The organism is Wolbachia endosymbiont (group A) of Norellia spinipes, from assembly GCF_964273535.1.
The window spans coordinates 1041438-1055041 of the sequence record NZ_OZ187006.1; the positions used below are offsets into that span (position 1 = coordinate 1041438).

At 36.5% G+C, this 13604-nt stretch carries 8 protein-coding genes and 1 pseudogene; 4 read left to right on the forward strand and 5 right to left on the reverse strand.

What is annotated here, in order from left to right:
- Nucleotides 1-385: 385 nt before the first annotated feature.
- Both ccmA and ACFZP3_RS05100 read right to left on the reverse strand, forming a co-directional pair.
- A complete protein-coding gene (gene ccmA / locus ACFZP3_RS05095) occupies nucleotides 386-1009 on the reverse strand; it encodes a heme ABC exporter ATP-binding protein CcmA (protein ID WP_253309471.1) in 624 nt (207 codons plus the stop codon).
- A gap of 3 nt (nucleotides 1010-1012) precedes the next feature.
- Nucleotides 1013-1444, reverse strand: a complete 432-nt coding sequence (locus ACFZP3_RS05100) for a hypothetical protein (protein WP_253309472.1) — start codon at nucleotides 1442-1444, stop codon at nucleotides 1013-1015.
- Nucleotides 1445-1639: 195 nt separating this feature from the next.
- Here ACFZP3_RS05100 and aspS point away from each other — a divergent pair, with 195 nt between their 5' ends.
- Together aspS and ACFZP3_RS05110 are read left to right on the forward strand one after the other, a co-directional pair.
- Entirely contained in the window at nucleotides 1640-3442 is a 1803-nt protein-coding gene (gene aspS, locus ACFZP3_RS05105; protein ID WP_253309964.1) for an aspartate--tRNA ligase, read from the forward strand.
- Nucleotides 3443-3477: 35 nt separating this feature from the next.
- Entirely contained in the window at nucleotides 3478-4740 is a 1263-nt protein-coding gene (locus ACFZP3_RS05110) for an MFS transporter (protein ID WP_253309473.1), read from the forward strand.
- Nucleotides 4741-4747: 7 nt separating this feature from the next.
- Here ACFZP3_RS05110 and ACFZP3_RS05115 read toward each other — a convergent pair whose 3' ends face one another.
- Nucleotides 4748-5707: an RluA family pseudouridine synthase gene (locus ACFZP3_RS05115; RefSeq protein WP_253309474.1), complete on the reverse strand. Its 960-nt coding sequence runs from the start codon at nucleotides 5705-5707 to the stop codon at nucleotides 4748-4750.
- A 175-nt stretch (nucleotides 5708-5882) separates the two neighbouring features.
- Between ACFZP3_RS05115 and ACFZP3_RS05120 the strand changes: the two genes are divergently transcribed.
- Nucleotides 5883-7178 carry a Na+/H+ antiporter NhaC family protein gene (locus ACFZP3_RS05120; protein ID WP_386086981.1) on the forward strand — a complete coding sequence of 432 codons (1296 nt, stop codon included), beginning with the start codon at nucleotides 5883-5885 and terminating at the stop codon, nucleotides 7176-7178.
- A gap of 1040 nt (nucleotides 7179-8218) precedes the next feature.
- Here ACFZP3_RS05120 and ppdK read toward each other — a convergent pair.
- Complete coding sequence (gene ppdK / locus ACFZP3_RS05125; protein ID WP_386087117.1) at nucleotides 8219-10954, reverse strand: pyruvate, phosphate dikinase; 2736 nt, start codon at nucleotides 10952-10954, stop codon at nucleotides 8219-8221.
- Nucleotides 10955-11164: 210 nt separating this feature from the next.
- On the opposite strand from ppdK, the pseudogene ACFZP3_RS05130 reads away from it, so the two are divergent.
- A pseudogene (locus tag ACFZP3_RS05130) lies at nucleotides 11165-12015 on the forward strand (Rpn family recombination-promoting nuclease/putative transposase).
- A 106-nt stretch (nucleotides 12016-12121) separates the two neighbouring features.
- Here the strand turns inward: ACFZP3_RS05130 and ACFZP3_RS05135 are convergent.
- Nucleotides 12122-13477, reverse strand: a complete 1356-nt coding sequence (locus ACFZP3_RS05135) for a phosphomannomutase/phosphoglucomutase (protein ID WP_386086982.1) — start codon at nucleotides 13475-13477, stop codon at nucleotides 12122-12124.
- Nucleotides 13478-13604 lie beyond the last annotated feature (127 nt).

Consider the following 13604-nt stretch of genomic DNA (forward strand, 5'->3'; position numbering starts at 1 on the left):
TATTTGGCGTTTTTTAAGTCTTAAACACTGCAACTAACCTACGCTGCAAATGTTTAAGAAATTTACTAAGCAGAAAAAAAGGCAAAAGAAACCCCGTGTTAGCTAGTTGTCACTCTCTAATCCTGCAAATTGGCGTACTATACTGTCTTAAACGACTTATAAGCGCGTTTCAGCTTATATAGGTAAAAACCCAGAAATGTTGTGAAGAAATAAGGTGCACATAGTGCAAAAAATTAAAAATAAGACGCCAACTACGTTGTTTTCTTGCTGTTTAATCTGCACAGATGAAGATAACTGAATACCTTCACTATCATGATAAGGGGGATGGCGGAGTTTGTCAAGGAAGTTTTTTCGTTTCTAACGGTTCTTAACGTGCTGCCAAAAACTATGCAAGAAGTCTATTGAAATCGCGTATATCAATCGTTGTAAAATCACACAATTGCTCTGTAGAGCTATGCCCTGTAATAATTACTATACCATTTTGCTCAGAGCGTATTGAGATTAGGTTCAGCACTAATTCACACGTTGCACTATCAAGATTACAAAATGGTTCATCTATCAGCCAAACGTTTGCATTAGAAATCAAGAGGCGAGCAAGTGCAACTCTTCTTCTCCAGCCTGCAGAAAGTTCGCCATATCTAATATTAATTACAGGCTGCAACTGCAAGCAACAAATAGCTGCCACAATCAATTCCCTAGTATTTCGTATTCCTGCCCAGAATTCTATGTTTTGGGCAACAGTTAAGCTATCTTTACAGGCATTCTTATGCCCTACGTAGACCATAGAAGGTATATAGGATTTTGGATCATCATATATGTCTTTTCCGCAGTACCTTATATTGCCTGATACCGGCGGTAAAAGTCCAGATAAACTTCTAATTAAGCTGGTTTTACCACTACCATTTGGACCAGTGATTAGAATCTTTGATTTTGGCTCAGCTTTAAAACTGAGATGTTTAAATAATACTTTGTTATTACGAGCGCAGGATAAATTTTCACATTCGAGCATGAATTATCTGCCCTTCCCCTTATGTTTACCTTGAGTTGAAGCCTGAGCTTTTACAAATAGCTCCCAAAATCCTTTCTTTCCGCCTTCTCTATGTATCAATTGTGCAAAACGCTGCATTAAACCATTACCCATCATAACCATCTTTGTCCATTTACCTACCGGTTTTGCTATGTCAACTATTTCTAGATCTTCTTTATAAACCTGTATATCTTTTTGCTTTTCGCGTAGCATTTCCTGTTGTTTCATCAACTCTTTTTGCTTATTTTTTTGATATAATTCGTTGAATTTTCTGTCTTCTTCCCACTCTTCTTTAAAAACTTTTCTAGGAAATATGATTTTTCTAATGCGATTTTTGTATATTTTTCTCAAAAAGAGAAATACTGCAGCTACAGCAAGTAATGTTACGCTATATAATATGATCTGTGTAAGTGGCATTTCCTGTATCTAATTCATTAAAAATACCCTTACTATTATACCATAATTATAGAAATTGTGCAATTTCTTTGCGGGTAAAGACAGTATAAAAGTAATACTGCTCTATTTCGTAAATTGGACAAATATCTGAGAATGGGCTTGTATGTAGTAAGGTTTATTTCTATACTTTTTAAAGAATTTAGAAGTAAAACAAATATGAACTGCTATAAAACTCACACGTGTGAAGAATTAAGGAAGAACGACGTAGAAAAGGAAGTTACCCTCTCTGGATGGTTATATCGTAAGCGCGATCACGGTAACTTAATTTTTGTTGATTTAAGAGACTTCTATGGAATCACTCAACTAGTATTTAATAATGATAAAGACTTTTTTGATGAGACATCAAATTTAAAATTGGAGAGTATAATTACTGTTACAGGAATAGTTGAAGCTAGAACTGAAGATACGGTAAACAGCTCTATCGCAACCGGAGAAATTGAGGTTGTAGTTAGCAATTTACACGTTGAATCAGAAGTTGAGTTCCACTGTGATGAAGAAATAGCAAAAGAAGAAAGAAGTATATTAGCGAGCATTGCTGGCGAACAAGAATACCCAGAAAATATGAGATTTAAATATCGTTTTCTTGATTTAAGGCGAGAAAACACCCGCAACAATATTATTCTGCGCTCACAAATTATTGCAGAACTCCGCAAGCTCATGATAGAGCAAGGGTTTTTGGAAATTCAGACTCCAATACTTACTGCTTCGTCCCCTGAAGGTGCACGTGATTATTTGGTGCCAAGCAGACTAAATCTTGGTAAATTTTATGCATTGCCGCAAGCTCCACAGATTTTTAAGCAATTGCTCATGGTTTCAGGGTTTGATAAATATTTTCAAATTGCACCGTGTTTCCGTGACGAAGACGCAAGGGCTGACCGTTCTCCGGGGGAGTTTTATCAACTAGATCTTGAAATGTCTTTTGTGACTCAAGAAGACATCTTTCAGATTATTGAGTCTACCTTATATAAAGTGTTTGCCAAATTTTCTTGCAAATCAGTTGATAAAGATTTTCCGCGCATTACATACAAAGACGCAATGCTCAAATATGGATCTGATAAGCCAGATCTGCGCAATCCATTATTAGTCAGCGATGTTACAGAAATTTTCCGTGATTCAGAGTTCAATATTTTCAAAAGCAATATTGAGCGCGGTATGGTAGTGAGAGCCATCCCTGCTCCTAAAACAGCAGAAGAACCACGCAGCTTCTTTGATAAAAAAATAGAACATGCGCAAAAAGAATTCGGCGCTAAGGGGCTTGGGTATATAACATTTGATAAGGACGGCATCGCAAAAGGGCCAATTGCTAAATTCCTTGATGAAAACAGGCTAAATTCTATAAAAGAAATAACGGATGTAAAGCCTGGAGATAGTGTATTTTTTGCTTCTGATAAGGAAAATGAAGCAGCAACAATTGCAGGGAAAGTGCGCACTCTTTTAGGGTCAGAACTCAGTCTTATAGATGATAATATCTTCAAGTTTTGTTGGATCATTGATTTTCCCTATTTTGTATATGACGATAAAAGTAAAAAAATCGATTTCTTTCATAACCCATTCTCCATGCCACATGGTGGCTTGAAAGATTTAGAGGACAAAAATCCACTGGATATCCTTGCTTACCAATATGATCTTGTTTGCAATGGAATAGAACTGTCAAGCGGGGCGATTCGTAGTAACAAGCTGGATATCATGTATAAGGCCTTTGCCATTGCAGGCTACAGCAAAGAAGAAGTTGATACAAAATTCGGTGCGCTCGTGCGTGCATTCAGGTTCGGAGTGCCGCCTCACGGCGGTATAGCACCAGGGGTTGACAGAATGGTTATGCTGCTTGCTGATGAGCCAAATATTCGTGAAGTAATCTGTTTTCCTATGAACCAGCAAGGTGAAGATGTTCTAATGGGTGCTCCTTCTGAAGTGGACAATAAACATTTACGTGAATTATCCTTAAAGGTTATTGAATAAAAATTTTTATAGCGGAGTGTGGTAAACCGAAAATCATGAACGATATTCAAAAAGCAATACTATCAAGCATAATCTGCAATATGATTATATGGTATGAAGTAACTCTATTTGGAGTTTTAACACATATAATAAGCAATGTTTTTTTTCCTTCAGAAAGCGATTATTTAAGCACAATCAAATTTCTTGGTAGTTTTGCAATTGGATTTGGATTTAGACCGCTTGGTGCGTTTATTTTTGGTTGCATTGGAGATAAGTACGGTAGGAGGAAAGTTTTGCTGACTTCCGTAATATTAGCTTCGATATCATCTACTGCAATTGCGGTCATACCAGGATTTAAAGAAATAGGAATATTTTCTCCTATATTACTTCTGCTTTGTAGAATAATACAAGGAATGGCAACAGGAGGGGAAACGAGTATCAATTCAGCCTTTTTAATAGAGCATTCAAGCGATAAAAAAAATCTAGGCTTTTTAGGTAGCATGAAAGCTTTTAGTGGTGCTCTTGGTTCTATTACATGTTTTGTAATGATAGCTATTTGCAAAAAATTTACAGGTGAAAATTATGAAATTTGGGGCTGGAGGTTGCTCTTCTATTTCTGCTTTATTATGGGCATAATAGGCTTCTTAATAAGATACATAATGGAAGAGAGCCTAGCATATAAAATTCATGATCAAAATAGAAGCTTATCTGATTCTCCATTTTTAGAATTAATCAGGGACTATAAAAAGGCATTTGTGCTAGCAATTGGGCTTGGCGTTGCCCAAAATGCAATCGTTTATTCAGCAATCATGTTTTACAACATATCTGTAAAAGAACTTATTCTCTCAGGCATCAATATTAAAAATGTAGTAAGGATTATAGTTGAAATTACATTTGGAGCGTCTGCAGTGCTGTTTGCAATACTGTCTGATAAAGTTGGAAGAAAAAATGTAATGATTCCTACATTAGTAGCTCTAGCTTGCGCCGGTTTGCCGGTACTTTCGCTATTATCGTATGATAATCACTATGTTATAACGCCCACTTATTGGCTAATAACCATACCAATAAGTGCATCTTTTGGAATATATAATTCTCTTGCTTGCGAGTTATTTCCAACGAAAGTTAGGTGCACGGGCTTTAGCCTCGCACATAACATATCTGCAGGAATATTTGGTGGCCTTTCTCCATCCATATGCATGTGGCTTATAGAAAAAACCGAAACAAAACTTGCAGCAGGCATTTATCTTACTGCCTGCGCATTAATTAGCCTAATATCTGTGCTTCAAATTAAAGCCAAAGACAGAAAAGTTGATTGGTGAAATCGTTTCAGTCGAAAAATAGCGCTTCAATGGATTTTTCGATGTGTTTAGTGATAGGAGCGGTGATAGTGATTTCTTTATTGTTTGGCAGTTTTAAAGATAAAGAATGCGAATGAAGGTGAATTTTATTTGCTATCCCATCAATAAAAGCTTTTTTACCACCATATTTACCGTCACCAAGAATAGGGCAATTTATATGAGCTAAATGTGCACGTAACTGATGGGTTCTGCCGGTAATTGGTTGTAATTTTAAATAAGCAACATTGTGTTTGGATTTTGCTATAATTGAAAAATGCGTAGTGGCATTCTGAGGTGAATTTTCATCAACGACCACTTTTTCTTGACCTGAAACATATTTTTTCACCAATGGATAGTCTATTGTTCCACTATCCTTGCTCGGTATGCCAGAAGTTAATGCTAAATAAGTTTTTTTTACTCTTCGTCCTTTAAATTCTTCCATAAGGTATCTGGCAACATTAGCGTTGCGTGCGAATATTATCACTCCACTCGTATCTCTATCTAGCCTATGGACAATTTTAAATGTTTCTCCCTCTCTTATTTGGTCAAGCAAATCACTCATGCTAATCTTTACTTTTACGCCACCTTGAACGATGACCCCTGCGGGCTTGTTTATAGCTAGTATATATTCGTCTTCATATAATATGTTCTCTCTTAGTAGATTCACTAACTTTTCATTATATTTGCGATCAGAATTAGCGTTCTCAATATAATTCAAGTGCTTCAGCGTTATAGTTTGTCCAGAATTTACTCTATCACTAGACTTTGCTTTGCAATCATCAACTTTGATTAACCCTTTCCTTAAAGATTTTTCAATTACAGATTGCTTTAGATCAGGAAAGATTCTTCTGATATACCTATCCAGCCTAACGTTATCGTCTTTTACTGATATGGTTTTTATATTCTCCATTACTTTATTTGGATGTATGCTAATATCAACTGTTTGCATGACATAAAATAAAGTATAGCACAAGATATAAACCCTTCGGCTACATGTGCTATTTATTTAGTAGATTAAATATGAAGTTTAAAACTCTGCTGTCAACTTCCTGCAAAACTAGTGAAAACCAAACTTGCTTAAAACCACTTAATTAGTTATAGTCGTAAGTTTGAGGTACAGTAAAATGACAGCTTTTGTCCCTTTGATTGTTTTTTTAATCTTGTACCTTGGAAGTGGTGCTTATTTTTCTTTTATCGGAACTGATAATCCACTTCATCAGGTTTCACCAGTAATCTGCTTGTTACCAGCGCTATTTTTTGCTGTCTCACGTGGTACAAATAAAATTCAGCATAACATCGATACTGTTATCAAGGGCATGGGTGACAAAAATACCCTTACTATGTGTTTAATTTTTTTATTTTCTGGAGCATTTTCTGCGGTTACTCAATCAATTGGTAGCGCAGACACTGTTGCTAATTTAATTCTTAATTTCCTTCCAGCAAGATTAATGCTGCCTGGAGTATTTTTGGCTTCTGCTTTTATTTCAACTGCAATTGGTACATCTATGGGAGTTGTTGCGCTGATGGTACCTATAGCTGTTAATCTGGCAAAAAGTGGAGCTTTTGGCCTTGAAATAGGAACTGCAACTGTAGTAGGTGGTGCCGTGTTTGGTGACAACCTCTCAATGATATCTGATACCACCATTGCATCTGTTTCTTCACAGGGAGCTTCAGCAAAAGATAAACTTAAAATAAACTCTAAGGTTGCATTTACTGCAGGTATTATAACACTCACCTATCTGGCAGTGATTTCAAGTAGTACAAAAATTATTTCTATATCAAATTTAGATTATTATTCTATAATAAAAATTATTCCTTATATTTCTTTAATAATCATGGGGCTGCTTGAAGTCACCACTTTAGTAACAATAACTGTAAACATAATTATTGCTGGTGTGCTAGGAATAGCTTTTTTTGATTATGCCATCGTTCAATTTCCTCATGACGTGTACGACGGTTTCAAAAAAGTAAACGAAATAGTAATATTTGCTCTATTTATCGGTGGGTTGAGCCATATCATGTACAAACAAGGTCAAAAAGCGTTGCATAAACTCATCGATGAAAGCAATATCACAAAAACTAAAGCTGAATTTTTGATAGCAGGAATTGCGTCTATGTTTACTACCTTAGTTGCCAATAATACCATTGCTATTTTACTAAGTGGTGGCATTGCAAAAAGACTCGCACAGAAACACGATATTGTACCATACCGCAGTGCATACTTATTAGATATTTTTGCTTGTGCTACAAAAGGCATCTTACCTTATGGTTCTCAACTATTGCTGGCAGGTAGCATCGCCTTTGTATCACCTGTTTCTTTATTAACACAGGTATATTACTGCTTTATTTTAGCAGCAGTTACAATAGGCGAAATAATCATCAACAGCAGAAAAGAGAAACATCGTGCGGCTGCAACTTAGAGTTTCTCTTTTTTTTACCCATAAGGAACGGAATTACTTGACAAACTCCGCCAGCCCCCTTATCATGAAACTGAACGTATTCAGTTATCTTCATCTGTGCAGATTAAACAGCAAGAAAACAACGTAGTTGGCGTCTTATTTTTAATTTTTTGCACTATGTGCACTCTATGTCTTCACAACATTTCTGGGTTTTTACCTATATAAGCTGAAACGCGCTTATAAGTCGTTTAAGACAGTATAGTACGCCAATTTGCAGGATTAGAGAGTGACAACTAGCTAACACGGGGTTTCTTTTGCCTTTTTTTCTGCTTAGTAAATTTCTTAAACATTTGCAGCGTAGGTTAGTTGCAATTAAAAGCAGCTAAATTGCAGTGTTTAAGACTTAAAAAACGCCAAATACTGAAAATAGACAATGACTAGGGCTTCTTTTGCCTTTTTTTTTCATTTGGTAAATTTCTTAAATATTTATGGCTAAACGACAACCGTCATCCCGCTACGTGTTAGCGGGATCTCTTGTTAGCGGCTGAGATACCGCGAATGAATCGCGGTATGACGGTTAAGTATCCCGCTACGTGTTAGCGGCTAAGAGATACCGCGGCGGTATGACGGTGTAGATAGTAATTCGTCATCCCGCTACTTGTTAGCGGGATCTCTTGTTAGCGGCTGAGATACCGCGAATGAATCGCGGTATGACGGTTAAGTAGGGTGTCATCCCAGTCTGGAATCTAGTCTTGATTATGCAGCCACTTATTTAAAGTTAAGTTTCCTGGATCCCATTGTCTGGGCACTGGGATGACGAGAAAGGAGCACTGGGATGACAGAAGAAGGAGGCTACTTACATGACATCATTCTTTTTCCTGGATCCAAGTAGTCTGGGCACTGGGATGACATCATAGAGGCGCTGGCCCTGACAATCGTCATCCCGCTACGTGTTAGCGCCGCGGCGGTATAACGGTTAAGTAGGGTGTCATTCCAGTGCTTGACACAGTTGTCTAAGTGAGGAAAGTCACCAGTGGTTATATTATTGCTATATTTCTCACTTACCCAACAAACTTAGATTTTACACTAAACTGTGCTGCCACTAACTTTGCAACCGGTACTCTATAGGGTGAGCATGAAACATAATCCACCCCTGATTCGATGAGAAACTCTATAGATTTTGGATCTGCTCCATGCTCTCCACATATACCTAGTTTTATTTCTTTTCGGGTTTTTTTGCCTCTTTCAATGGCTATCTTGATTAACTCCCCTACCCCTTCGATGTCCAGCACTTCAAATGGATCATTGTCAAATATATTGCTTTCCTTATAAGAATCGAGGAAATTAACTGAATCATCTCTTGAAAGTCCCATGGTTGTTTGCGTTAAATCATTAGTGCCAAAACTAAAAAACTCTGCATGTTTTGCTAACTTATCAGCAATCAGTGCTGCTCTTGGTAGTTCTATCATCGTTCCAATTGAATAAGCCTTGTCTGATGTCATTCCAGCGCGTGACGCTGGAATCTGCGTCTGGATTCCAGCTGAGATGACAGAGGATTCTTTCTTTGCTAGCTCGCATATCAGAATAAATTCTTTCTCATTCATTATAAAAGGGATCATGATCTCAGGCTTGATTTCTACACTTTTTTCCTTTTTTAGCTCATTTGCAGCACTAAGTATTGCCCTAATCTGCATGCTATATATTTCAGGATGAGAAATGGCAAGTCTACAACCTCGATGGCCAAGCATTGGGTTCTTTTCTGACAACTGTGCTATTTTATTTTTTACTGATTCAACTGACTTACTAAGTGATTTGGCGATTTTTTCTATAGTAGACTGATTATTGGGTAAAAATTCATGTAAGGGTGGATCAAGCAACCGTATAGTGACTTCCCTACCCTCCATAATAGAAAATATTTCTTTGAAATCAGACTTTTGCATTTCTTCCAGTTTAATGAGCGCATTTGCCCTTTCATTTTCATCGTCAGCTATTATCAACTTTTGAATGAATTCGATTCTATCACTAACGAAAAACATATGTTCTGTGCGACATAAGCCTATACCTTCTGCACCGAATTCTTTTGCAATTTTTGCATCTTTTGGAGTATCAGCGTTCGCTCTCACTTTGACCGTTTTGATTTCATCTATCCAGTTGATTATCGTTTTGAATTCTTGCGATAATTCAGGTGAAATTGTAGGAAGAATGCCAAGCATAATCTCCCCTGTTCCTCCGTTGATGGTAATTGGTTCACCTTTATTTACTTTTGTATCCCCCACAGAAAAGAAAGTTCCATCTTTATCGATATAAAGTCCACTTACACTGCAAATGCATGGCTTACCCATTCCACGGGTTACAACAGCAGCATGCGAGGTCATCCCTCCCCGTGCTGTTACTATGCCACTTGCAGCATTTATTCCATTAATATCTTCAGGACTCGTTTCTGACCTTACTAAAATCACTTTTTTACCCTGCTCTGCAGCTTTTTCAGCATCACTTGCACTAAACACTACATATCCAGAAGCAACCCCTGGAGAAGCCGGCAGTCCCTTCCCTATTACTTTTTGGTCACTCTTAACGTCAAGAACTGGATGCAATAAATTGTCAAAAGTTTTTGGATCAATTCTCAATATTCCTTCTTCTTTTGTAATCGTTCCTTCGTTTACCATATCAACTATTATGCGAATAGCAGCTTCAGCCGTGCGCTTGCCAGATCTAGTCTGCAAAATCCATAACTTACCGTCCTGCACAGTAAATTCGATATCCTGCATGTCTTTATAATGCCTTTCAAGTTTTTCACATACCACACATAATTCTCGGTAGACACTTGGCAGCAACTTCTCCATGGTGTTTTCTTGCTCTCCGTCAATTGGCATAGGAGTATAAACACCAGAAACCACATCCTCACCCTGAGCATTAACCAAAAACTCACCAAAAAGCTTTTTTTCTCCAGTTGAAGGATTTCGTGTAAATATCACACCAGTTGCAGAATTATCATTTAAATTACCGAAAACCATTGCTTGCACGTTGACCGCTGTTCCAAGGTTTTCAGGAATGTTATGTATTCTTCTATAGGAAACAGCCCTATCATTTTTCCAAGAGGTAAATACTGCATTAACTGAGTTTAACAATTGCTCTTCAACGTTCTGCGGAAAATGTTTTCCTGTTTTTTCATGTACTATCCTTTTGAAATTGTTAACAATTCTCTTTAAAACATCAACATCAAGATCAGCTAAGCTTTTTGCTCCACTCTTTTGCTGCTTATTATCAACAACATCTTGAAATAGGTGATGGTCAAGCTGTAGTACAACATTGGAGTACATCATAATGAAGCGGCAGTAGCTATCGTAAGCAAAACGTTCGCCACTTTTTTTTGCAAGCCCAACAACGGTTTCATCATTTAGACCAACATTTAAAATAGTATCAAGCATGCCCGGCATTGAACTAACACTACCAGAGCGTATTGAAACTAATAAGGGATTATTTAAATCCCCAAACTTACAACCGATGTCATTTTCGAGCATCGCCATGTAGTTTTTGATTTCACTACATATGTCATTCCAGTGCGTGACCACATTTTTTTCTGGATCCGAGTAGTCAGCTACTTGGATGACAGAAGATCTATTGTCTTGATAATAGACTTTGCAAGCAGAGGTGGAAATTGTGAAACCAGGTGGAACAGGAATGCCAACATTGCACATTTCTGCTAAATTTGCCCCCTTTCCTCCCAGCAGATTTTTCATTTCTGCATTGCCTTCGCATTTACCCTGGCTAAAGTAATGTATTAACTTTTCCCCCATCATTTTCTCCGGATTTTCACTGATAAACACATTGTACATATAGTTCCAATAAACCTGTGAAGACTTGAAACCTTAGGATAATAAATTTTACAAAATTTTGCAACAACGTTCCTTCTGGCAACATCAGTAAAGTCAACAAAAAAGATGACAAATTATTGAATTATTATCAATAAGAATATATAATATAAAGATACATTTAAAAATTTTTTTATGGCTCTTTCTAAATTTCTCGACCCAAGAATGATGTTGCGTTCCGGCGTATTTTTGGTACTGAAAAAAATAAAGACATCCTCATTCACTTTCTCAATGATATTTTGGGGTTCACTGGCAAAGATGAAATAAAAGAAATAGAATTCCTCAGCACTATTCAAGATGCTGAAATTGCCTCTAAAAAACAAAGTATCGTTGATGTACTCTGCAGGGATGAAAATGGGGTGCAAGTAATAGTCGAAATGCAAGTTGCCAAAACTAAAGGCTTTGAAAAACGCGCTCAATATTACGCTGCTAAAGCTTATTCAAGGCAAGCTGATAAAGGTGATCAATATCATAATCTTAAAGAAATTATCTTTATTGCTATTGCTGATTGTATTCTCTTTCCTAATAAATCTGAGTATAAGTCAGATCATGTAATGTTAGACAAAGATAGCTATGAACATGATTTAAAAGATTTTTATTTTACATTTATTGAGTTACCAAAATTTCCTAAAACTAAAGAAGACCAATTGGAGAGTATAGTTGAAAAATGGATCTATTATTTTAAATATGCAGATGAAACTAGCGAAGAAGAATTGGAAAAGATAATAGGTAGTGATGTAATAATTAAAAAGGCATATGAAGAACTAAATAGATTCAACTGGTCAGAGAAAGAATTTATTGCCTACGAACAGGAAATAAAACGTATTCGTGATGAACGGGCTGTTCTTGAACAAAAACTTGATGATGCTAAAAAGGAAGGAAAAATTGAAGTTGCAAAAACAATGCTGGCTAATAATGTTGATGTCACCACTATTGTTAAGTTTACTGGCCTCTCCATGAGTGAGATCAAAGAATTGCAGAATTAAGTGGACCCGCAAACGGTTACACGAAATAATGCTGCAGCCTGACCAGGTGATAAGTACATTTAGCCTATTTATCTTTATACTTTCATGCCAATTTTATAAATCAAATTTATTTCTGTGAATAGCTACAATTTAAAGACCTTGCTTCATCAATGTAATGGAACAAAACCTTTTTAGTAAGTTCAAAACCTTCTAAAGTCTCTCCTTCGCATCTTGCTGTAATGCAGTTTTGCGTATTTGATACCCTAAGAAGCCACCAACCTTTATTATCGGTTACTTTAACACCATCAAGATCTGAAAATACAATATTTTGCTTCTCCAGTATTTTCTTTATTGATTCAATTATTTGAAATTTTTTCTCATCTTTCACTACAATCTTTACTTCATGAGTGATATATAACCTCGGTAAATCCTCAATTACCTGAGATAGGCTTTGGTTTTTCTTAAGCAAAATGTCAACTGCTTTAACAGCAGAATATAGCCCATCATCAAAACCTAGCTCAGAAAAGAAGAAGTGCCCGCTTAATTCACCAGCAAACTTTGCCTCTTCCTCTACCATCTTCTTCTTAACTAGTGAATGTCCAGTAGCGCAGGTAATAACTTGCCCTCCTAACTTACTAACAAAATCATGCACTTTCATACTCATTTTTACGTTGGCAATAACTTTGCTTTCTGGATATTCCTCCAACACTTCACGTGCAAAAATTATAAATAAATGGTCATTGGAAACAACACTGCCTTTATTATCAATTAAGCGCACCCTATCGCTATCGCCATCTAGCGCAATGCCAAGATCACATCCATATTCCTTCACAATGTCAATTAATTGAGCGAGATTTTTTTCCTCTATGGGATCTGGATCATGCAGTGGAAATGCCCCATCTATAGAGTTATTGGTTACGATGTGTGTATGAACAGGCAAGATCTTTTCAATATACCTTATAATTCCACTTGCTGGACTATTTCCACAATCCCAGGCTATTTTTAATTTCTGTGTAGTATCGTTCTTCACTGCACTTTTTAATATGCGAATGTACTCACTATATATATTTATGTTAATTAAGCTTCCAATCCTTGTACTGTCTTTAATTGGATTGCTTATAATTTCCTTTATCTCTTGATCTGAGAAGACTTTTTTATTACTAAAAAATTTAAAGCCATTGTATTCACTTGGGTTATGAGAAGCGGTTATTACAATACCAAGATCCGCCTGCGTGATTTGTGTTGCAGCGTAGAGCATAGGTGAAGAGCATAGTCCAACGCGTATAACATTTGCACCGGATAAAGTTAAGCCCCTAATTAATTCTCTTTCTATACCTGGTGAATCTATTCTGCTGTCGTAGCCGACACAAACACTAGCTACGGTTTGGCCAAACTTTCTACCTATCTCGTACCCATCATTAATCTGCAAATCTTTGCCTACTATACCTCTAATATCGTATTTTCTTATAATGGTATTGTCCATACTGCACTGCTTAAGGAGTAACTACTATATAACATAATGGACAAGTGCTCAAGTTTATTTACTCAACGATTAGTTGATTTTTTAAAAAAAATCTGTTAATATTATAGTATACTTTTTAAAGATGCAA